This is a genomic window from Ensifer sp. ENS10, from assembly GCF_014852025.1.
In the GTDB taxonomy this organism is placed as follows: Bacteria; Pseudomonadota; Alphaproteobacteria; order Rhizobiales; family Rhizobiaceae; genus Ensifer.
Window position 1 is genome coordinate 46,430 of sequence record NZ_JACVAS010000001.1, and the last position, 21,539, is coordinate 67,968.

Genomic DNA, 21,539 nt, shown 5'->3' on the forward strand with positions numbered 1-21,539 from the left:
GTCAGGCCGACACCAGCCGGTCGATCAGCGTGCCGATCGTCTCCGCGTAAAGCTCGGCCGAAGCACCATCGGCGATGTCGAGCGCCGCGCGATCGAAGGCGGCCGAAAGCAGCGAGGCCATGGCCGACAGCCTTTCCGGGCCCGGCACTGCCGGCGCCATCGCCTCGGCAATGCCCTCCTCCAGGGTTCTCTGGGCATTGGCCGCGTCGATCGCGGCCATTTCCTGCTTGCCGAGCACCGCCGGCCCGTCGAGCAGCAGCAGACGGATTCGGCCCGGCTCGCGCATCGCGTCGAAATAGGCGCGGGCACCGACTTTCAGTGCGTCGCGGGGCGTGAGGTCGTTGGCCGTTGCCTGCTCGATCGATATCGCCACTGCGCCCGCCTCCCGCTCCGCCACGGCACGGAACAATGCCTTCTTGTCTTCGAAGTGGTGATAGAGCGCGCCGCGGGTCAATCCGGCGGCGGCAACAATATCGGGCGTGGAGGTATCGGCATAACCCCGGGTGACGAAAAGGCCACGCGCGGCATCGAGGATCGCGGTGCGCGTCGTGTCGGATCGCTCGCGATTGGAGCGACGGGAGACTTCCTGTTGCATGCATGCAGCCTGTATGTTAATTAAAGATACATACAGATTGTATGATATTGCCGGAGCGAGGGAAAGCCATGAAATCGACGAGCTACTATCCTGTCATCATGACATCAGATGTTGCCGCCACCGCCGCCTTTTACATCGAGCACTTCCGCTTCCAGGCGCTCTTCACCAGCGATTGGTATGTGCATCTGCAGTCGGTCGAGGACGAGCATGTGACGCTGGCGGTGCTCGACTACCGCCACGAGACGATCCCGGAGGAAGCACGTACGCCCACCCGCGGTCTTCTGCTGAATTTTGAGGTCGAGGATCCGGATCGCATTTACGCGCAAGCGGTTGCCGCCGGGCTTCCGATCCTGAAGACGTTGCGAGACGAGGTCTTCGGTCAGCGTCATTTCATCACCGCCGATCCGAACGGCGTGCTGATCGATGTCATCAAGCCGATCCCGCCGAGCGCCGAATTCGCCGCAGCTTACGACGAAAGCGCGCTTCCGACGGCCTGATGCGATGGCCCCACGTCTTTTGTCTTCCAAATGGCCGGAAAACCGGTATTAACGAACACCGGCCATCACGGAGACCGGACGAGGTTCATGACAAAATACGACGTGCTGACGATCGGCAATGCCATCGTTGATATCATCGCGCGCTGCGACGATGCCTTTCTCAATGAAAACGGCATCATAAAGGGCGCCATGAACCTCATCGATGCCGAACGAGCCGAGTTGTTGTACTCGCGCATGGGCCCGGCCGTCGAAGCGTCCGGCGGCAGCGCCGGCAATACGGCAGCCGGTGTCGCCAGCCTTGGCGGTCGCGCTGCCTACTTCGGCAAGACCGCGAGCGACCAGCTCGGCGAGATCTTCGCGCACGACATCCGCGCCCAGGGCGTTTACTTCCAGACGAAGCCGCTCGAAAACGTGCCGCCGACCGCGCGCTCGATGATCTTCGTCACCGAGGATGGCGAGCGCTCGATGAACACCTATCTCGGCGCCTGCGTCGAGCTTGGCCCCGAGGATGTGGAGGCCGACGTCGTCGCTGAGGCCAAGGTCACCTATTTCGAAGGCTATCTCTGGGATCCGCCGCGGGCCAAGGACGCCATCCGCGAGACCGCGCGGATCGCCCACGAAAACGGCCGCGAAACCGCGATCACGCTGTCCGACAGCTTCTGCGTTCACCGCTATCGCGAGGAGTTCCTCGAACTCATGCGATCAGGCACGGTCGATATCGTCTTCGCCAACAGGCAGGAAGCGTTGGCCCTCTACGAGACCGAAGACTTCGATCTGGCGCTGGAAAAACTCTCGAAGGATTGCAAGCTCGCTGCCGTGACTCTCAGCGAAGAAGGCTCGGTGGTCGTGCGTGGAGAGGAGCGGGTTCGGGTCCGCGCAACGCCGATCGCCCAGGTCGTCGATACGACCGGTGCCGGCGACCTCTATGCCGCGGGCTTCCTGCACGGCTACACGACCGGACGCTCGCTCGAAGACTGCAGCAGGCTCGGCAATCTCGCCGCCGGCATTGTCATCGGTCAGATCGGCCCGCGGCCGATGGTCTCGCTGGAAACGGCCGCCAAGCAGGCGGGTCTCGCCTGATTCGTCCTGATTGAATTTTGTGAAAAGCAGGCGTGGCCTTACTTGAAGGCCTCGCCGGGATAGGCGCCCCAGATCTCGCTCTGGGCGATCCAGCCTTCGACGCCCTGCGTCTCGGCATGGCACCAGTCGCCATTGCATTCGCCGACATGCACGATGACCCCCGGCTCCATGCGGGCGACGATCGGGGATGTACCCTGCGGATCGCGGCGCATGTTGACGAAGACGCCTTCGCCCTTGCCGCGCATCCAGGGCGCTGCGACGGCTGTACGGTCGCCGGAAAGCAGCGCCTGGTTGACCCAGCCTTCGGTGCCGTCGGCGTCGCGGATACGGCGCCAGTTATCGTATTCCTGGATGATCTCCACGGGAACGCCGGGCTTCATGTAGCGGAAGGCGACCGCGTAATCGACGCTCGGGCCGATCCGGAGATTGACGCTCTTCGACTTGAGGCTCACGAAGCGCGGCAGCGGCAGTCCGCTGGCGCCCTTGGCAGCTTGAGCGTAAGCCGCCGACGCCATGATCCCGGCGCCAAGGCAGGCGGCGATCAACGAGAACGAGAATCTGGAAATGACATGACGCATGACGAAGCTCATTTTCCGTGGCACTAGCTTTTGCGGGCGCAGTTCACCTGGGGCCCAACACACGGGCTGAAATCGCGGGGACGAACGCGCGAGTTTTGTTTGTCTTCCCGGTGGGGTCTGGTAGAAATTGCGGCTACAGGGAGAAAGTATCGCCCAACTTGGTTAAGGACCCGTCAACAAGGCCCGTCGCAGCAATGACAAGCAAGAAGAAGCCCACGGTCTACATCACCCGTAAACTGCCTGATATCGTCGAGACGCGCATGCGCGAACTTTTCGATGCGGAGTTGAACATCGACGACACGCCGCGCAGCCAGCCCGAGCTCGTCGCGGCGGTGAAGCGCGCCGACGTGCTGGTGCCGACAGTGACCGATCGCATCGATGCGGCGCTGATCGAGCAGGCCGGCCCACAGCTGAAGCTGATCGCCAGCTTCTCGAATGGGGTCGACAATATCGACGTCGACGCCGCAGCGCGCAAAGGCATCACCGTCACCAACACGCCGAACGTGTTGACGGAGGACACCGCCGACATGGCGATGGCGCTGATTCTCGCAGTGCCGCGCCGGCTTGCCGAAGGTGCGCAGATCCTGACCGATCGCAAGGGCGAATGGGCCGGGTGGTCGCCGACCTGGATGCTCGGCCGGCGCATTGCCGGAAAGCGCATCGGCATCGTCGGCATGGGCCGGATCGGCACCGCGGTCGCACGCCGCGCCAAGGCCTTCGGCCTTTCGATCCACTATCACAACCGTCACCGGGTGAACGCGGAAACCGAAGAGATGCTGGAGGCGACCTACTGGGACAGCCTCGACCAGATGCTGGCCCGCGTCGATATTGTTTCGGTCAACTGCCCGTCGACGCCGGCGACCTATCACCTGCTCTCGGCCCGCCGCCTGGCGCTGATGCGGCCTGACAGCTATATCGTCAACACAGCCCGCGGCGGCATCATCGACGAGACGGCGCTGATCAAGTCGCTGCGCGAAGGCAAGATCGCCGGTGCCGGCCTCGACGTTTTCGAGAACGAGCCGGCGGTCAATCCGAAGCTGATCAAGCTTGCCGGCGAAGGCAAGGTCGTGCTCCTGCCACACATGAGTTCGGCGACGCTCGAGGGCCGCATCGATATGGGCGACAAGGTGGTCATCAACATCCGCACCTTCTTCGACGGCCATCGCCCGCCGGACCGCGTGCTTCCGGGCCGCGACTGATCGCGGGGCGCCGCACGGTCCTGCCGTGCGGCTGTCCGTCCGGCCTGCTCAAGGTTAGAAGCTAGCTAGAGTGTCTTGCGCATCTCGATCGCCGTCGGCCGGGTAAAGCCGGGGTGGCACATCGTACCGGTTTCGACGAAGCCCCAGGCGGCGAACGCCCGGTGGTTTTCGGTGAGTTCGATGCGGGTGAGTAGCCGCAACGCCGAAAGGCCGAGCGCTCGCGCTGTCGCCTCCGCTTCCGCGAGCAGCAACCGGCCGATACCCTTTCCCTGTGTCTGTGGGGCAACCGCGAGCTTGCCGATGTAGAGGCAATCGGCTTCAGGCTTGCAAAAGATGCAGCCGACAAGCCGCTCGCCGTCGCTGACGCCAAAGGCGATCTCGTCGGCACTCTTCTGCCGGAGCGATTCGACGGTGAGTACGTGCGCCGAGGAGGGCGGGTCGACCCGTCCGTCCATGTAGGAGAAGGCGCCAAGGATCAGCTTCAGCAGCTCCTCGTGCCGGTCGAAACTTTCACTGATGCGAAAGATCTGCACCATGATCGGCCTACGCTCTGCGATGGTAACGGATGGTGTTGAACTGCGCCGTCAGCGCGTCATACATCAACAGCCGACCGACCAGCGGTTCGCCGAAACCGGCGATCACCTTGATTGCCTCCATCGCCTGGAGCGTGCCGATGACGCCGGTCAGGGCGCCGACGATGCCCACTTCGGCACAGGAGGGCACGACGCCGGCCGGCGGCGGTTCCGGGAAAAGATCGCGATAGGAGGGGTTCGGCCGCCCATCGCTGCCTGCCTTGTACGGCATCAGCACCGTCAGCGATCCGTCGAAGCGGCCGACGGCGCCGGTTACAAGCGGAATGCCGACCGCGGCTGCCGTATCGGCTGCGAGATAGCGCGTGTCGAAATTGTCCGAGCCGTCGATCACCAGGTGATATTGCCGGAACAGCGCCTCGGCATTGTCGGGGTTAAGCCGCAGCCTGTGTTCGTCGACGCTGACATGCGGGTTGAGTGAACCGATCGCTTCGGCTGCTCGCTCGACCTTGGCGCGATCGATGTCCTCGGTGCGGTGAATGATCTGCCGCTGCAGGTTCGAGAGTGCAACGATGTCGTCGTCGACGACGCCGATCCGGCCGATGCCAGCGGCCGCGAGATAGACGAGCACCGGGGCGCCGAGCCCGCCGGCGCCGATCACCAGCACACGTGCCGCTTTGAGTTTTTGCTGCCCCGCGCCGCCGATTTCCGGCAGCACGATATGGCGGGCGTAGCGGGCGATCTCCGATTGGTCGAGCTTGTTCTCACCGGTCATGCAACATCCTCCTCATCCCGCTCGGCCGGGTGGCCGATCGATTCTCAAGCGAGAGCGGATGCGGGCGGAAAACCGCACACACTTTTCCCCATCCGCTCTTGCTTATCCCGTAACGCTCCCGTGCGAAACGGTCAGGAAGCGGCCGCGATCGCCAAGTGCGTCGAACATCGCCTGGTCCGTTCCCGTCATGAAGGCCTGGCCGCCGAGGCCATCGACGAGGTCGAACAGCGCCGCACGCCGGTTGACGTCGAGATGCGCGGCGATCTCGTCGAGCAACATGATCGGCGCGTGGCCAGTCATGTCGCCGACGAGGCGCGCATGCGCCAGCACCAGTCCGACGAGCAGCGCTTTCTGCTCGCCGGTCGAGCAGCGTGCGGCTTCCATGTCCTTGTCCCGATGACGCACCAGCAGGTCGCTTCGGTGCGGCCCATCGAGCGTCCGGCCCGCCGCTGCGTCGCGCGGCCGCCCGTCGCGCAACATTGTCAGATATTGCTCTTCGAGATCATAGGCCGGGCGATGGCCCTCGTCGTCGAGAAAGCCGGACAGCGCCAGGCGGGCGGACGGAAAAACGCTGTCATCGACGTTCCGCTCGACGAGCGCGGTCAAGAGGCCGAGCATCTCCTGCCTTGCCAGCGCCATGGAAACCCCGAGACCGGCCATCTCTCGCTCAATTGCGGTCAGCCAGGACGGATCCGGGCGAAACTCGCTGAGCAGCCGGTTTCGGCTGCGCATCGCCCGATCGAATTCGCTGGCGCGTCGGCCATGCTCAGGATCGAGCGAAAGCACCAGCCGATCGAGGAAGCGCCGCCGGTCGGCCGAAGGCCCGGTGAAGAGCCCGTCCATCGATGGCGTCAGCCAGAGAACGCGCAGGTGATCCGTCAGTTCGTCGACGGTTGATGCCGGAGTTCCGTTGAGCCGCAGCCGCCGGGATTGGCCCTCGGTTACCCCGGCGGTGCCGGTGCCGATTTCGACCGGCCCCTCCATGCCCTCGACCTCCGCAAAGACGGAAAACCCGTCGCTCGCGCCGACGCGGGTGACGTCGGCGTAAGCCGCGCGCCTCAAGCCTCGTCCTGGCGAGAGGAAGGAAACCGCTTCCATCAAATTGGTCTTGCCGGCGCCGTTCTCTCCCGTCAGCACCACATGGCGCTGGTCGAGCTCCAGCGAGAGAGCCGCATAGTTGCGGAACTCCGTGAGCTTCAAGCGGTTGAGAAAGACCTTGTGGGGCATGGGCAAACCGGATTCGACGTTGGGCGCCAGCTACAGCGCCGCGCGTCATATCAGACGCGCAAAGGTCGCTGTAGCACTTTGAATTGCTGCATGTCTTCGTCCTTAAATCGAGGTCGATTTAAGGAGACATGCAGTAGGACGAAAGCGTTGGCCAAGGCAAGACGAAATGGCCAGCGCGTCGATATCGCCTGGGATAGGTCGATATCGGCAGGGGATAGGCGACAAACCCCTTGAATCAGGTGCTTTTCTTGAGCGCCTCGGTCAAATATGACAGTTTCATGACAATCCACGGATGGATATATTTGTAATGCTGGCTTGGTTCCGCAAACTGCTTCCCCGCGAAGATCGCTTCTTCGACCTTTTCGCAAAACACGCGCTCACCGTTGTCGGTGCCGCCGAAGCGCTCGACAGGCTGCTTGCCGGTGGCGACGACATGGAGAAACAGTGCGACCGGATCGTCGCGCTTGAGGATGAAGCGGATCATATTACTGGCGAAGTGCTCCTGGCGGTGCGCCGGTCCTTCATCACGCCCTTCGACCGCGGCGACATCAAGGACCTGATCCAGTCGATGGACGATGCCATCGACATGATGCACAAGACGGTCAAGACGATCCGGCTCTACGAGCAGAAGACATTCGATCCGGGCATGCGCGAGATGGCGACGATCATCGTCCAGGCCGCGCATCTGATCGGCGAGGCCATTCCGTTGCTCGACCGTATCGGCGCCAATCACAATCGCCTTATCGCCATCGCCGAGGAAGTTACCCGCATCGAGGGGCGTGCCGACGAATTGCACGACCTCGGCCTCAAGGATCTCTTCCGCCGTCACGGCGCCAGCAACCCGATGGCCTATATCATCGGCAGTGAGATCTATGGCGAGCTCGAAAAGGTGATCGATCGCTTCGAGGACGTCGCCAATGAAATCAGCGGCATCGTGATCGAGAACGTCTGATGGATGCGACGCTCGCCTTTCCGTTGCTCGTCGGGCTGATCGGCATCGCGCTGTTCTTCGACTTCCTGAACGGTTTGCACGACGCTGCCAACTCGATCGCGACAATCGTCTCGACGCGGGTGCTGAGACCGCAATACGCGGTCATCTGGGCAGCCTTTTTCAACTTCATCGCCTTCCTGTTCTTTGGCCTGCATGTGGCCGAGACGCTCGGCAAGGGCATCATCGATCCCGGCATCGTCACGCCGCTGGTGATCTTTTCGGCCCTCATGGGGGCGATCGTCTGGAACATCGTCACCTGGCTCTTCGGCATTCCGTCGAGTTCGTCGCATGCGCTGATCGGCGGCCTCGTCGGTGCCGGCCTTGCCAGCACCGGCTTTAGTTCCATCGTCTGGACCGGTCTTCTCAAGACCGTCGGCGCCATCTTCATGTCGCCGGCGATAGGCTTCTTCCTGGCCTTGCTCCTGGTGTTGATCGTCTCCTGGATTTTCGTGCGGCAGACGCCCTTTGCCGTCGACCGCACCTTCCGCGTGATGCAGTTCGTTTCCGCGTCGCTCTATTCGCTCGGCCACGGCGGCAATGACGCGCAGAAGACCATGGGCATCATTGCCGTTCTGCTCTTCTCGCAGGGCTATCTCGGTTCGGAGTTCTACGTGCCCTTCTGGGTGGTCATAACCTGCCAGGCGGCAATCGCGCTCGGCACGCTGTTCGGCGGCTGGCGCATCGTGCACACCATGGGCTCGAAGATTACCAGGCTCAATCCTATGCAGGGCTTCTGCGCCGAAACCGGCGGGGCGATCACGCTCTTTGCCGCCACCTGGCTCGGCATTCCCGTCTCGACGACGCACACCATCACCGGTGCGATCATCGGCGTCGGTGCGGCGCGGCGCGTCTCGGCGGTCCGCTGGGGGCTTGCCGGCAATATCGTGATTGCCTGGTTCATCACCATGCCGGCCGCGGCGGCGATTTCGGCGCTCGCCTATTTCCTGATCGATCTGATCTTCTGATCGAAGCGAACAGCGTCTCCCGCTTCAATCGGTGGGAGACGTGCATCATTTCTCGATCCGAGGCGCGGGGCTGTCCCGCCCGCCCTGATGCAAGGTCAGGCTCCCGGCGCGGGTGCCGGTTACGGTGAAGCTGATCTGCGCATCGATAAGCTTCGCAAAGAAACGGTGTTCGGCCTCCGGAAAGATTTCGATCCGATCCTGTCCCGTTGCCTGGGCAAACAGCCGATCTCCATCGCGAAAGATCGTCAGCTCGAAGCTGGGGGCCAGCCGATAGGTGCCGACATAGGCGTCATAGCTCGTCGGATCGACGGTTATCGCAGTGCGCCTGGCATTTGCCGGCGCAAGCGGAGCGTTGCGGTTGAGCAGGTGTTGGCCGATATCGTCCACGCCGACCTCGGTCGACGCATTGGAGAGGGCGACGACGCCGATACCGGTCGACGGTCGGTAGCCGACGAAGGACCGATAGCCGCCGGTCCCGCCATTGTGCCAGATAATCTGCTCGTCGCCCTTGCCCGAGATCACCCAGCCGAGTGCCTGCTGGTCGTCTCCCCCGTTGCCGAGCGGCTGCCGGGTCGCAAGTAGCATGGTGAAGGCCGGCGCCAGCGGCGATGACGTTTTCCCCATGGCCGCCTCCAGGAATATCAGAAGATCGTTCGTCGTGGAGCGCAGCGCGCCGGCTCCTTGCAGCGCGTTGAGATCCCAGTCTCTCACCGGCTCCAGCGCCGCATTGTGGCCCGTCGCCCGCCTTTCGGCCCAGCCGGGCTGCGACGAGATCGCCGTGTCCTTCATGTCGAGAGGCGCTGTGATGCGGCTGATGACGAGCTCTTCGTAGGAAAGGCCGGCCTTCAAGGCGAGCGCGTGGCCGAGAAGCCCGGCGCCGAGATTGGAGTACTCGTGCTCGACGCCAGGGCGCCGCAGCGGCTTGTGATGGGACAGGAAGGCATAAAGCTTTGCAGTGCCGTAGTCCGCATACGGATTGCTTGTGTCTGTCGGGTCCAGATTGGTGGGTAGCCGCGGCAGACCGGACATGTGCGTCGCCAGGTCCTTCAGCGTGATCGGCTCCTCCTTGTCGTCCGGCATCGCCACACCTGGCGGAAACAACGCGGAGACGGGCGTGTCGAGGCGCAGCGTGCCTTTTTCAATCGCGTCCGCGAGCAACAGCGCGGTGAAGACTTTGGTGACCGAGCCGATCTCGAACACGGTCCGTCCATCGACCGGGCGCGGGTCACCTTTGGCCGGATGGCCATGCGCGACGATGCGTCGTCCATTGGCATCGATGATTCCGACGACAATGCCGACCGACTGCTGCTGCTTGTCGATTCGATCGGTCAGAATATTCAGGATTTCGGCATCGGTCGGAGCCGCGGAAAGGTTGTCCGCATGGGCGGCGGTGCCAAGCGTCATGGCGACGATCCAGTTCAGAAAGAAGGTCCGCATGATGAGAAGATAGGAAACCAATCTTTGGTTGCGATGGGTGCGAAGCGCATGCCAGCCGATTTCGATCAAGCTTCTGTCGAGACTCGATCGGCAATCGGCGAGATACCGTCGCCGACAGCGATTACGCCGGGGTTGCGGAAACGCTTCACGGATCCCAATAGGGCGGATCGCCAAAAGCTTCCTTCAGATGTTGGGCGATGGCTCGGAGCTTGGCGGAGACGCGTCGTCCTTCCGGATGCGCCATGTAGATGAATTCGGGCTCCGGACGCAGCCCGACATCGATCTCACGCAATTGCCCTTTGCGCACCGCGGGGCCGGCGATGAAGGCGGGCAACAGCGCGATGCCGAGCCCGGCGACGGCGGCGTCGTGCATCATGTCGCCATTGTTCATGCCGAGGGCCAGGCGCGCCCTGACGATCGTTGCACCGGAAGGTCCCTCGAACCGCCAATCGGCCGCACCGCGATTGGTGTAGAAGACGCCGCGATGGCCTTCGAGCTCGGCAAGCGACGCCGGCGTGCCGTGTCGTTCAAGATAATCGGGCGAGGCGACGAGCAGGCGCCGGCTTCTGGCAAGTTTCCAAACCATCAGGCGGGAATCTGCGATCACGCCGTGGCGGACAATCGCGTCGTAGCCTTCCGAGGCCGCATCGACCCGCCGGTCGTCGAGGTCGAGCGTCAGTTCGATTTCCGGATGGCGCGCCAGGAACGGATAGAGCGCCGGACCGAGATGCCGGCGGCCAAAGCTGACGGGCGCGGCGATCCGAAGCGGCCCCGTCAGCTGTCCGCGCCGCTCGGCAAGGTCGCTCGCGGCCGCCTGCACCTCGCTGACGATCCTGACGGCGCGCTCGCGGAAGGCGATGCCGTCCTCGGTGAGCGTCAGCTTGCGCGTCGTGCGATGGAGGAGCGTGGCGTTGAGCCCGCGCTCCAGTTCCGCCACGCGTTCGCTGACGACGGATTTCGACAGGCGCAGGCGCCGCGCCGCTTCACTGATCGAGCCAGCTTCGGCGACCGCGACAAAGGCGGTTATTCCCTCGATCTTCACCATCGTTCGACTTTTCCGAATTCGAGTTCCACAATTGGGAGACTAATCCGAACGATCGTTTTCCGCCATATCTGTCTGCATTCGAGGATGACGGTTCCAGCCAACCGAGCCGATCTCCTCTTCAACCCAACAAGAGGACTTTCATCATGTCACGTTTGCAGAACAAGACGGCACTCATCACCGGCGGCACCAGCGGCATCGGTCTCGAAACCGCACGCCAGTTCATCGCCGAAGGCGCAAGGGTCGCCGTCACCGGCACCAATCCGAAGAACATTGCCGAAGCACGCGCCGTCCTTGGCGAGACAGCTCTGATCATCGAGGCCGATGCCGGCAATGTCGCCGGCCAGGCCGCCGTCGCTGAAAAGATCCGCGCCGCCTTGGGCACGCTCGATATCCTGTTCATCAATGCCGGCATCGCCAAGCTGCAGCCGATCGAGCAGTGGGACGAGGCAAGCTTCGACCGCTCGCTCGCCATCAACCTCAAGGGACCGTATTTCCTGATCCAGGCCTTGCTGCCGGTCTTTTCCAAACCGGCATCGATCGTGCTCAACACCTCGATCAACGCCCATATCGGCATGCCGACCTCAAGCGTCTATGCCTTGACCAAGGCGGGGCTGCTGTCGCTCGCCAAAACGCTCTCCGGCGAACTCATCGGCCGCGGCATCCGGGTCAACGCCGTCAGCCCCGGCCCGATCCGCACGCCGCTGCATGACGGCCATGCCCCGACGGTGGAGGAAAACAAGCAGGTTGTTGATGCGATCGCTGCGCAGATCCCGCTTGGCCGCTTCGGCAACGCAAGCGAAATCGCCAAGGCGGTCGTCTTCCTCGCCTCCGACGAGGCTGCTTTCACTGTCGGCGCCGAACTGATCATCGATGGCGGCATGGCGACGCTCTGATCACGGCTTAACTCTAACGAACAGACAGAAGCGCCGCGTGTTCAATCGGATGCGCGGCGCTTCCCGTCGTCTTCGGCCGGCCGTTGGCATCGCTGGTTGGGAGGAGTATATTTCTGCAATCTAATGGAATGCATCCAGTCGCAAGAAATCGACCTACAGCGCCGCGCGTCCAGACGCGCAAAGGTCGCTGTAGCACTTTGAATTGCTGCATGTTTTTGTCCTTTGGTCGGCTACGATGAAACGAACATGCAGTAGACCGAACACCGATCAGATCCCAGGAGGAGACGATGACGAGTGTGAGATGGATGATGAAGGGGCGCGAATTCATACATTGCAACTGCGCCTATGGCTGTCCTTGCCAGTTCAATGCATTGCCGACACAAGGCCATTGCAGCGCCGTCGGCGCATTCGAGATTGAGGAAGGCTATCACGGCGATACGCGGCTCGATGGGCTTCGTGGCGGCCTGATCGCCGCCTGGCCGGGCGCCATCCACGAGGGGAGGGGGCAGGTTGTGCCGATCGTCGATAGCCGCGCTTCGGCCGAACAGCGCGGTGCGTTGCTGCGCATCATGAGCGGCGAGGATACGGAACCGGGTGCTACCTTCTTCCAGGTCTTTGCGACGACCTTCGAAACCATGCACGAGCCCGTCTTTGCCGAGATCGATTTCGAGGTCGATGTCGGCGCGCGCACGGCGCGGCTGAATGTGCCGGGCTGGCTCGTCGCTCGCGGCGAACCCATCCTCAATCCGGTGACCGGTGCCGCCCATCAGGCGCGCATCAATCTCCCTCAGGGGTTCGAATACGACGTCTGCGAAGTCGGGCGCGGATGGGCCGATACGAAGGGGCCGCTGACCTTGGCACTGGCGGACTCGCATGCTCATTTCGCGCGCATGCACCTGACCGAAAGCGGCGTGATCCACTGACGTCGATGAAGGATACGGCGCTCGAAACCCTGCTCAGACGTGATCGCGCCATCGTTGTGGCGGCGTTGATTACGCTGACGGCGATCAGTTGGATTTACGTCCTGTGGCTGGCTTCGGCCATGGACATGACTGCGCCCCCGGCAGCCTCCGACACCATGGATATGGGTTCGGGCATGGACATGGACATGGAGATGCCCATCGACATGCCGATGAACATGCCCATGGAGGCGCAAGGGGGATCGATGACATCGATGGCGACTGCGGCCGCCGGTCCCTGGACCGCGGCAACCTTCGCCTATGCATTTGTCATGTGGGCTGTCATGATGATGGGTATGATGGTGCCGTCGGCAACGCCGATGATCCTGCTCTATGCCCGTGTCGGAAGACAGGCGGCGCAGCAGGGCAAGCCCTTCGCCGCGACCGGATTCTTCGCTGGTGGCTATCTGCTGGCCTGGACCCTGTTCGCGCTGGTCGCCGTTCTCGGGCAATGGCTCCTTGATCGCGCCCTGTTGCTCACTCCGGCGCTCTCGAACGCCAACGAAGCCTTGAGCGGTGCGGTCCTCGTCGCCGTCGGCCTGTTTCAGTGGACGTCGCTCAAGGATCGTTGCCTCAGGCAATGCCAGTCGCCGCTACTTTTCATCCAGAACCACGGCGGATTTCGCCGCGAGGCGGGTGCCGCCTTCGGCCTCGGCCTGCGGCATGGCCTTTATTGCGTCGGCTGCTGCTGGGCGCTGATGGCGCTTCTGTTCGTCGGCGGGGTGATGAACGTGTTGTGGATCGCGGCGATCGCCATCTTCGTGCTCGCCGAAAAGGTGGTGCCCGGCGGCCGGCTCCTGTCCCGGGTCGCTGGGGTGGTGCTCGTCATGGCCGGGCTGTGGCAGCTTGCGGCCATGACGTGAAGCTTACAGCACTGCGCGCCCTATCCGGCGCGCAAGATCGCTGTGGGAACGCCGGGCGCCTTAGTCGCTCAGCGTATCGAAGAAGTCCTTCATCCGGGCGAAGAAGCCCGTCGATTCCGGATTGTTGTCCTTCGAGGAGATCTGTTCGAATTCCTGTAGCAGTTCGCGCTGGCGCTTGGTCAGCTTCTGCGGCGTTTCGATCTGGATCTGGATGTAGAGGTCGCCGGACTGGGCCGAGCGCAGCACCGGCATGCCCTTGCCCTTGAGGCGGAACTGCTTGCCGGCCTGGGTGCCCTCGGGAACCGTGACGCGCGACTTGGTGCCGTCGAGCGTGGTCACATCGAACTTGCCGCCAAGGGCCGCCGTCGTCATCGAGATCGGCACGCTGCAATAGAGATCGGCGCCGTCGCGCTGGTAGAACTCATGCGGCCGGACCGAGAGGAAAATGTAGAGGTCGCCAGCCGGTCCGCCGCGAAGCCCCGCTTCGCCTTCGCCGGAGAGGCGGATACGCGTTCCGTCCTCGATGCCCGCCGGAATGTTGACCGAAAGCGTGCGCTCTTCGGTGACACGACCCTGGCCATGGCACTTGCCGCAGGGGTCGGTGATCGTCTGGCCGCGCCCGCCGCAGGTCGGGCAGGTGCGTTCGATCGAGAAGAAGCCCTGGGCAGCGCGCACGCGACCGGAGCCGTGACAGGTGCCGCAGGTCTTCGGGCTCGTGCCGGGCTTGGCGCCGGAGCCGCTGCAGACGTCGCAGGTGATCGAGGTTGGAACGCGGATCTGCGCGGTCTTGCCTGAGAAGGCTTCCTCGAGCGAGATCTCCATGTTGTAGCGAAGATCGGCGCCGCGTTCGCGGCCGCCCGAGGAACGCCGCTGGCGCCCGCCGCCCATCATCTCGCCGAAGATGTCTTCGAAAATGTCGGAGAAGCCGCCGGCCCCCCCGCCGCCGAAGCCGTTGCCCATACCGCCCTGCTCGAAGGCCGCATGACCGTAGCGGTCGTAAGCGGCGCGCTTCTGCGGGTCCTTGAGGGTCTCATAGGCCTCGTTGATTTCCTTGAAGGTCTTCTCCGCTGCCGCGTCGCCGGGGTTCTTGTCCGGGTGATACTTCATTGCGAGCTTGCGGAAGGCGCCCTTTAGCTCCTTCTCGTCGGCGTTCTTGGCAACGCCAAGCGTTTCGTAGAGATCACGTTTCATTCGTCGAAGATTATCCTGTTGGCATGCCAGCGCGAGGGCTCGGCGGCTGCCCGTTTACCTTGCCACCGATTTAGTAAACCTTGAAGCGCGATACCATAGCCCGAGCGGTGGTAGATGCGGTTTTTTGTCGGAAAAGTAACGTTTGCGGTGGCTCACAGCGTCCGTCGTCATTCTTGTCCGCATGAACGGCCCCTCCGGCCAACAAAAAAAGCCCGGGCGAACCCGGGCTTTTCGTCTGATCGAAGGGACGGATTAGGCCGAACGCTTGCGGTCGTCCTCGTCGTTGACTTCTTCGTAGTCGGCATCGACGACATCGCCGTCGCGCGCTGCGTCTGCTGCGGCATCCGCATGGGCGGCTTCCGTCTGCTGCGCTTCATAGATCGCCTGGCCGAGCTTCATGGAAACTTCCATCAGCGTGTTGGTCTTGGCCTTGATGTCTTCGGCGTCCGGCTCGGAGGCTTCGACGGCAGTCTTCAGCGCGGCAATCGCGTCGGAGATCGCCTTGCGGTCTGCTTCCGAAACCTTGTCGCCGTAATCCTTCAGCGACTTCTCGCTGGAGTGGATCAGGCTTTCGGCCTGATTCTTGGCTTCGACGCCCTCGCGGCGCTTCTTGTCGGCCTCGGCATTGGCTTCGGCATCCTTGACCATCTTTTCGATGTCGGCGTCGGAAAGACCGCCAGAAGCCTGAATGCGGATCTGGTGTTCCTTGCCGGTGCCCTTGTCCTTGGCCGAAACCTGCACGATGCCGTTGGCGTCGATGTCGAAGGTGACTTCGATCTGCGGCATGCCGCGCGGTGCCGGCGGAATGCCGACGAGGTCGAACTGGCCGAGCAGCTTGTTGTCGGCGGCCATTTCACGCTCACCCTGGGAGACGCGAATCGTCACGGCCGACTGATTGTCGTCGGCGGTCGAGAAGGTCTGCGACTTCTTGGTCGGGATCGTCGTGTTGCGTTCGATCAGGCGGGTGAAGACGCCACCGAGCGTTTCGATGCCGAGCGACAGCGGGGTGACGTCGAGCAGGAGAACGTCCTTGACGTCGCCCTGCAGAACGCCGGCCTGAATGGCGGCGCCCATGGCGACCACTTCATCCGGGTTCACGCCCTTGTGCGGCTCCTTGCCGAACAGCTGCTTCACGGTTTCCTGAACCTTCGGCATGCGGCTCATGCCGCCGACGAGAACGACTTCGTCGATCTCGGCAGCCGAGACGCCGGCATCCTTGAGGGCTGCCTTGCACGGCGCAACGGTGCGCTGGATCAGGTCGTCGACCAGGCTTTCGAACTTGGCGCGCGACAGCTTCATCGTCAGGTGCTTCGGACCGGAAGCGTCAGCCGTGATGAACGGCAGGTTGATTTCGGTCTGCTGCGACGAGGACAGCTCGATCTTGGCCTTTTCGGCAGCTTCCTTCAGGCGCTGAAGGGCGAGCTTGTCGTTCTTCAGGTCGATGCCCTGTTCCTTCTTGAACTCGCCGGCGAGGTATTCGACGAGACGCATGTCGAAGTCTTCACCGCCGAGGAAGGTGTCGCCGTTGGTCGACTTCACTTCGAAGACGCCGTCGCCGATTTCCAGAACCGAGATATCGAAGGTACCACCGCCCAAGTCGTAGACGGCGATCGTCTTGCCGTCCTTCTTGTCGAGGCCGTAGGCAAGGGCTGCCGCGGTCGGCTCGTTGATGATGCGCAGAACTTCAAGGCCCGCGATCTTGCCGGCATCCTTGGTTGCCTGGCGCTGGGCGTCGTTGAAGTAGGCCGGAACGGTGATGACGGCCTTTTCGACCTTTTCACCGAGATAGGATTCGGCCGTTTCCTTCATCTTCTGAAGGATCATGGCGGAGATCTGCGACGGGGAATAATCCTTGCCGTGCGCTTCGACCCAGGCGTCGCCATTGTCGGCCTTGATGATCTTGTAAGGAACCATGTCCTTGTCTTTTTGCGTGGTCGGGTCCTGGAAGGTCCGGCCGATCAGGCGCTTGATCGCAAAAAGCGTGTTTTCCGGATTGGTGACGGCCTGGCGCTTGGCCGGCTGGCCGACGAGACGTTCGCCGTCGTCGCTGAATGCCACCATCGAGGGGGTCGTGCGCGCACCCTCGGCGTTTTCGATCACCTTCGCGTCTTTTCCGTCCATGACGGCGACGCAGGAGTTGGTCGTTCCCAGGTCAATACCAATAACTTTAGCCATGTCGTTCTCTCCTTGCAGCGGACTGTCGGAACCCGGTCAGGCATTCGTAAGACAGCCCCTAACGGGATGGTCTCAGGATTTCTTCGCAGTCGAGACTGCGCCGATGCGGCGTATATAAGGACCGGCGTTTCGGACTGCAAGGCATTCTGCGGGGCGTTTGGGGGCAAATGCAAGTCCGGGATTTGCCTAGCTAGAAATGGGCTATGCGCGGCTGGTGAGAATGGCGCCAGTCGCACGCTTGCAGCGCCAGTCGCGCCGGCTCAACCGCCGGTCAAAATGTCGAAGAGGGTCGTGCGGCGCGTGGCACCCGTCGTCTGGCCGACATCGGCCGGTGGTACGAGACCGCCATTGCCCTGATCGGCGCTCTGGCCATCCCATTCGCCCCCCTGGTCTACCGGGCGCTGCCCCACTGCGACCGCGCCATTGACGCCCACGGGTGCTTCCGGGAAGGCTTCCGGATCGCCGGAGAGCAAGTCGCCGGCCGGTGCGCCCACGCCTTCATCGAAGACCGGCTGCACGCCCGTCGTGCCGAAGAGCGGCGAGGGCGAGAGGCCCTCATGGGCCGCCATCATGAAATCGTGCCAGGCCTTGGCCGGCAGGCCGCCGCCCGTGACCTTCTTCATCGACTTGCCGTCGTCGTTGCCGAACCAGACGCCGGTCGTCAGGTTCGAGGTGTAGCCGACGAACAGCGCGTCGCGGAAGGATTGCGTGGTACCGGTCTTGCCGGCCGCCTCCCAGCCCTTGAGCTGCGCTTTCTTGCCCGTACCCTTGGTCAGCACACGCACCATCATCTGGTTCATTTCGCTGACGATCGCCGGGTCGAGCACACGCGGCGGGTTGTCGTAGGTGTTTTCGTAAAGCACCGTGCCGTCGGCCTTGGAAATGCGGCGAATGACATGCGGCGTCGCCTTGAAGCCGCCATTCATGAATGGGGCATAGGCCGACGTCAGTTCGACGAGGCTGACTTCGGACGTGCCGAGCGCGATCGAGGCGTTTGCCTGCATCTCGGAATCGATGCCGAGGCGATGGGCGACCTTGACGACGTTCTGCGGCCCGACCTCCATCACCAGCTGTGCGGCGATGGTGTTCAGCGAATTGGCGAGCGCATCGGCGATCGTTACCTCGCCGCGATATTTCTGGTCGTAATTCTCGGGCGTCCAGTTGCCGATCCGGACCGGGCCGTCGTTGCGGATCGACATCGGCGTGCGGCCGATCTCGAGTGCCGCGGCATAGACGAAGGGCTTGAAGGCGGAACCCGGCTGACGCTTGGCCTTGGAGGCGCGGTCGAACTGGCTCTCTGCGTAGTCCTTGCCGCCGACGAGCGCCCGGATGGCGCCGGTGCCATCGATCGAGACGAGTGCTGCCTGCGAAGCGTCGAGCTTCTTGCCGTCGGCGTCTAGCGTGGCAGCGATCACCTCCTCGGCCTTCTTCTCGAGATTGAGGTCGATCGTCGTGTCGATGATGAGATCTTCCTTGATCTCGCCGATCATGCCGGGAAGCTGGTCCATCACCATGTCGGCGACGTAGTGTTCGGCGCCGGACCAGTAGCTCTTGGCCTTGGTCGGGGTCTGCGACATCGCCGTCTTGATCTCGCTATCGGTGACGTAACCTTCCTCGCGCATGGCGCCGAGAACCACCTGGGCGCGTTCTTCCGCAGCCTTCGGGTCGCGGGCCGGCGACAGGCGGGAAGGGGCCTTGAGCAGCCCCGCAAGCAGTGCGGCCTCGCCGAGGTTCACGTCGCGCGCCGATTTGTTGAAATAGCGCCGCGATGCCGCCTCCACGCCATAGGCGTTGGAGCCGAAGAACACCCGGTTGAGATACATCGCCAGGATCTGGTCCTTGGAATATTTCTGCTCGAGCCAGAAGGCGAGCAGCACCTCCTGCACCTTGCGTTCGAGCGTGCGCTCGGGCGAAAGGAACAGGTTCTTGGCAAGCTGCTGCGTCAAGGTCGAGCCACCCTGCACCATGCGGCCGGTGGTGAGGTTCGTCAGCATGGCGCGGGCGAGACCCAGCGGATCGATGCCGAAATGCGAATAGAAGCGGCGGTCCTCGATCGCGATGACCGCCTGCGGGATATAGGGCGACATGTTTTCCAGCGACAGCGCTTCGCCGCCGGTGGTGCCGCGATTGGCGATGGCGTCGCCGCTGACCGCAAGGATCTTGACGTTCGGCGGCCGCTCGGGGATCGACCAGCTCTCGGCGCTCGGCATGCGCGCGCCGTAGTAGAGCACCAGGCCGCCGACGCCCATGGCGCCCCAGATGCCGAGCACGATGCACCAGTAGAACAGCGTGCGGACAAGGCCAACAAAGCCGCCGCCGCCAGAGTTGCGCCGTGCGCTGCCGCGCTTGCCGGCTGCCTTCTTCTTGCTGCTGCCCTTCTTGCCGCTGCCCGAAGATTTGCCGCGGGGTGCCTTGCGGCTGGCGGTCACACGATCGCTGGCCTCGACGCGAAAATCGTCATCATCGTCCTGGTTTCCGCCGAACGATGGCTCGATCCGCTCTCCTGACCTGCCGTTTGTTGCCATGCCGTTTGGATTTGTCCCTCTGCCGTCTGCGGGGCCGATTGGCTCAACCACGACGGTGACTTCGATCTCGACGGCGGTACCGGCGCTCTGCGCCCATCCGCCACGGCGACCGGGTGAACTTTAAATGCGGCAATTTAAGGGGGAGTTAAGAAGCGCATCGTGAAATACGCATGGTCTTCAACAACTTGCGTTTAAGCGACGCGCTGCGCGTGGCAGTGGGTGAGACGTCCACTCCGTTGTGCTAACGAGCCCATATGGCCGCAACTACTGGATGGAGCTGCGCAGTGGCGTATCTTCGACCGCCACGTTCGATGCCGCAGCACCGGGCTCGGTAAAGTCGTAGAGCCATTGGCTATAGGGAAGCCGAAACAGAACCCGTTTCCCCAGGTGGTTCATCGCCACTTCCTCGCAGTCCTTCGCCTGGTAGGCCTGTCGGTCGCACATGGCGCGCGGGCTGTCCACCAGCCGGTAGTCGTGCCCTTGATAAACGAGCGCCGTCATCGCTCTTAACTTGAAGGAGCCCGGTGGCAGCACGACGAGGCGCAGGCTGGCGATCCAGGTGGCGAGGATCAGGACAACGATGATTGCGGTGGGGACCTGGAGCAATAATTTCATCTGAAAGCCTGCAATTATGGAGAGTGAATATATTTCTTCTAATATTGCTGGTCGTATATCAGGAAAGCTGAAGTAGAGTAAAAAGCTATCAAAGGTTGTGGTTTCCGGCTGGTTACCGCGCCATGCATGGCTTTCGCGTGCCGGCCCGGCGACGAGTTGTTCCCTGGCTCAGGCTCCGATCAGCGGGTCAAGATGGCTCGACCTGACGCTTCGCCTTCACGATTTTGTGCAATGCAAAAATCACGTCTTGAAATTGCTGCGACGCACGATTATTATATGACTTATCGAAGCGCTGCACCTCCTCCCGCGGCGCCCGATGCGGGTCGGTGGCACTCCTCCTCCCAGTCACCGATCAAGTTCGAGAGCCCCGTGTACCTCCTCCCACACGGGGCTCTTTTCATGTCTCGAATACGGCCGTGTTTCCCTGTATGTGGCACCTGTCGTGCGCAATTGGCGGCGCGGCGGGTTCTCGCAGGTATCGGCGCGCCATGACGTCCACCGTCTCACAGGCTTCCAAGGCAAACGGCTACATCTTCACGCTTCTGGCGATCGTCATCTTTTCGATCCAGGACGGGATCTCCAAGCATCTGGGCGCGATCTATCCGCCGGCCTTCGTCGCGATGATCCGCTATTGGGCCTTTGCACTTTTCGCGATTGCGCTGGCTGCGCGTACCAAGGAAGGCCTGAAGATCACGGCGACAACCAGGAGACCGTGGCTTCAGATCGTGCGCGGCGTGTTGCTGCCGACCCAGATCGTCATGGTGATCACGTCTTTCACCTGGGTCGGGCTTGCCCATTCGCAAGCGATCCTGGCGGCGACGCCTCTGTTCGTTGCCCTCCTGTCCATGCCGCTTCTCGGCGAGCGCGTCGGCTGGCGGCGATGGCTGGCAATCTCCGTCGGTCTCGGCGGCGTGCTTCTGATTCTGAAGCCCGCAGACGGCTTGTTCGACCGGACCTTCCTCTTGCCGCTCGGGGCGGCTCTGCTGCTTGCGCTCTATGTCATCGTCACGCGGCTCGTCAGCCGGCAGGATTCGGCGATGACCAGTTTCTTCTACACCGGCGTCGTGGGTGCTGCCGCGATCAGCCTGGTCGGCCCGTTCTTCTGGGTCACGCTTGCGCCGGCTGACTGGGGCTGGATGCTGCTGCTCTGCATCACCGGATCCTCCAGCCACTACTTCCTCATCCGGGCCTATGAGGTGCTGGATGCGGTGGCCGTTCAGCCGCTCACCTACCTCCAGCTCGTCTTTGCCTCGATCATGGGCGTGACGATTTTCAGCGAGACGCTGACGGTCAACATGATCGTCGGCTCCGTGCTGGTGGTCGCCGCCGGCATCTTCACCGTGTGGCGCGAGCGCGTCGTCGCGCGCCGCCGTGCCGGCTTGCCTCCGGCCTGAGCTCA

General features: G+C 62.8%; 20 protein-coding genes. 9 read left to right on the top strand and 11 right to left on the bottom strand.

Going from position 1 to position 21,539, the window contains the following annotated elements; translation table 11 throughout:
- Position 1: 1 nt before the first annotated feature.
- A complete protein-coding gene (locus IB265_RS00235; RefSeq protein ID WP_057247747.1) occupies positions 2-595 on the bottom strand; it encodes a TetR/AcrR family transcriptional regulator in 594 nt (197 codons plus the stop codon).
- 68 nt (positions 596-663) lie between these two features.
- Here IB265_RS00235 and IB265_RS00240 point away from each other — a divergent pair, with 68 nt between their 5' ends.
- Together IB265_RS00240 and IB265_RS00245 are read left to right on the top strand one after the other, a co-directional pair.
- Entirely contained in the window at positions 664-1,092 is a 429-nt protein-coding gene (locus tag IB265_RS00240) for a VOC family protein (protein ID WP_057247748.1), read from the top strand.
- Between the two features lie 87 nt (positions 1,093-1,179).
- Positions 1,180-2,172 (top strand): adenosine kinase, encoded by a 993-nt coding sequence (locus tag IB265_RS00245; RefSeq protein ID WP_057247749.1) that lies wholly within the window; start codon positions 1,180-1,182, stop codon positions 2,170-2,172.
- A gap of 38 nt (positions 2,173-2,210) precedes the next feature.
- On the opposite strand, the gene IB265_RS00250 is transcribed toward IB265_RS00245, so the two are convergent.
- Positions 2,211-2,762 carry an SH3 domain-containing protein gene (locus IB265_RS00250; RefSeq protein ID WP_057247750.1) on the bottom strand — a complete coding sequence of 184 codons (552 nt, stop codon included), beginning with the start codon at positions 2,760-2,762 and terminating at the stop codon, positions 2,211-2,213.
- Positions 2,763-2,944: 182 nt separating this feature from the next.
- On the opposite strand from IB265_RS00250, the gene IB265_RS00255 reads away from it, so the two are divergent.
- The gene (locus tag IB265_RS00255) at positions 2,945-3,949 is read left to right on the top strand and encodes a D-glycerate dehydrogenase (protein ID WP_057247751.1); all 1,005 of its coding nucleotides are present in this window, start codon (positions 2,945-2,947) and stop codon (positions 3,947-3,949) included.
- Between the two features lie 65 nt (positions 3,950-4,014).
- Here the strand turns inward: IB265_RS00255 and IB265_RS00260 are convergent, their stop codons facing one another.
- From IB265_RS00260 to recF, 3 genes are all read right to left on the bottom strand, one after another.
- Entirely contained in the window at positions 4,015-4,485 is a 471-nt protein-coding gene (locus IB265_RS00260; RefSeq protein WP_210334372.1) for a GNAT family N-acetyltransferase, read from the bottom strand.
- A gap of 7 nt (positions 4,486-4,492) precedes the next feature.
- Positions 4,493-5,254, bottom strand: coding sequence for a molybdopterin-synthase adenylyltransferase MoeB (locus IB265_RS00265; RefSeq protein ID WP_192494604.1), 762 nt, complete (start codon positions 5,252-5,254; stop codon positions 4,493-4,495).
- Positions 5,255-5,356: 102 nt separating this feature from the next.
- Complete coding sequence (gene recF / locus IB265_RS00270) at positions 5,357-6,481, bottom strand: DNA replication/repair protein RecF (protein ID WP_057247753.1); 1,125 nt, start codon at positions 6,479-6,481, stop codon at positions 5,357-5,359.
- 307 nt (positions 6,482-6,788) lie between these two features.
- Here recF and IB265_RS00275 point away from each other — a divergent pair, with 307 nt between their 5' ends.
- Both IB265_RS00275 and IB265_RS00280 read left to right on the top strand, forming a co-directional pair.
- Positions 6,789-7,433, top strand: coding sequence for a DUF47 family protein (locus IB265_RS00275; protein WP_057247754.1), 645 nt, complete (start codon positions 6,789-6,791; stop codon positions 7,431-7,433).
- Entirely contained in the window at positions 7,433-8,437 is a 1,005-nt protein-coding gene (locus IB265_RS00280) for an inorganic phosphate transporter (RefSeq protein ID WP_057247755.1), read from the top strand. The genes IB265_RS00275 and IB265_RS00280 overlap by 1 nt, the downstream gene beginning before the upstream one ends.
- Before the next feature lie 45 nt (positions 8,438-8,482).
- Here IB265_RS00280 and IB265_RS00285 read toward each other — a convergent pair whose 3' ends face one another.
- Together IB265_RS00285 and IB265_RS00290 are read right to left on the bottom strand one after the other, a co-directional pair.
- The gene (locus IB265_RS00285) at positions 8,483-9,943 is read right to left on the bottom strand and encodes a serine hydrolase (protein WP_057247756.1); all 1,461 of its coding nucleotides are present in this window, start codon (positions 9,941-9,943) and stop codon (positions 8,483-8,485) included.
- A gap of 76 nt (positions 9,944-10,019) precedes the next feature.
- The gene (locus tag IB265_RS00290) at positions 10,020-10,919 is read right to left on the bottom strand and encodes a LysR family transcriptional regulator (protein WP_057247757.1); all 900 of its coding nucleotides are present in this window, start codon (positions 10,917-10,919) and stop codon (positions 10,020-10,022) included.
- A 143-nt stretch (positions 10,920-11,062) separates the two neighbouring features.
- Between IB265_RS00290 and IB265_RS00295 the strand changes: the two genes are divergently transcribed.
- The 3 genes from IB265_RS00295 (at position 11,063) to IB265_RS00305 (ending at position 13,634) form a co-directional block, all read left to right on the top strand.
- Positions 11,063-11,812: an SDR family oxidoreductase gene (locus IB265_RS00295; RefSeq protein WP_057247758.1), complete on the top strand. Its 750-nt coding sequence runs from the start codon at positions 11,063-11,065 to the stop codon at positions 11,810-11,812.
- 287 nt (positions 11,813-12,099) lie between these two features.
- Positions 12,100-12,735, top strand: coding sequence for a DUF1326 domain-containing protein (locus IB265_RS00300; RefSeq protein ID WP_057247759.1), 636 nt, complete (start codon positions 12,100-12,102; stop codon positions 12,733-12,735).
- Positions 12,736-12,740: 5 nt separating this feature from the next.
- On the top strand, positions 12,741-13,634 hold the full coding sequence (locus tag IB265_RS00305; protein ID WP_057247760.1) for a DUF2182 domain-containing protein: 894 nt from the start codon (positions 12,741-12,743) through the stop codon (positions 13,632-13,634).
- 60 nt (positions 13,635-13,694) lie between these two features.
- Here the strand turns inward: IB265_RS00305 and dnaJ are convergent, their stop codons facing one another.
- From dnaJ to IB265_RS00325, 4 genes are all read right to left on the bottom strand, one after another.
- Positions 13,695-14,825 carry a molecular chaperone DnaJ gene (gene dnaJ, locus IB265_RS00310; protein WP_057247761.1) on the bottom strand — a complete coding sequence of 377 codons (1,131 nt, stop codon included), beginning with the start codon at positions 14,823-14,825 and terminating at the stop codon, positions 13,695-13,697.
- Positions 14,826-15,077: 252 nt separating this feature from the next.
- The gene (gene dnaK / locus IB265_RS00315; protein WP_057247762.1) at positions 15,078-17,000 is read right to left on the bottom strand and encodes a molecular chaperone DnaK; all 1,923 of its coding nucleotides are present in this window, start codon (positions 16,998-17,000) and stop codon (positions 15,078-15,080) included.
- A 260-nt stretch (positions 17,001-17,260) separates the two neighbouring features.
- Positions 17,261-19,525 (bottom strand): transglycosylase domain-containing protein, encoded by a 2,265-nt coding sequence (locus IB265_RS00320; protein WP_057247763.1) that lies wholly within the window; start codon positions 19,523-19,525, stop codon positions 17,261-17,263.
- 264 nt (positions 19,526-19,789) lie between these two features.
- A complete protein-coding gene (locus tag IB265_RS00325) occupies positions 19,790-20,140 on the bottom strand; it encodes a hypothetical protein (protein ID WP_057247764.1) in 351 nt (116 codons plus the stop codon).
- A 488-nt stretch (positions 20,141-20,628) separates the two neighbouring features.
- On the opposite strand from IB265_RS00325, the gene IB265_RS00330 reads away from it, so the two are divergent.
- Positions 20,629-21,534: a DMT family transporter gene (locus IB265_RS00330; RefSeq protein ID WP_057247765.1), complete on the top strand. Its 906-nt coding sequence runs from the start codon at positions 20,629-20,631 to the stop codon at positions 21,532-21,534.
- Positions 21,535-21,539: the final 5 nt, after the last annotated feature.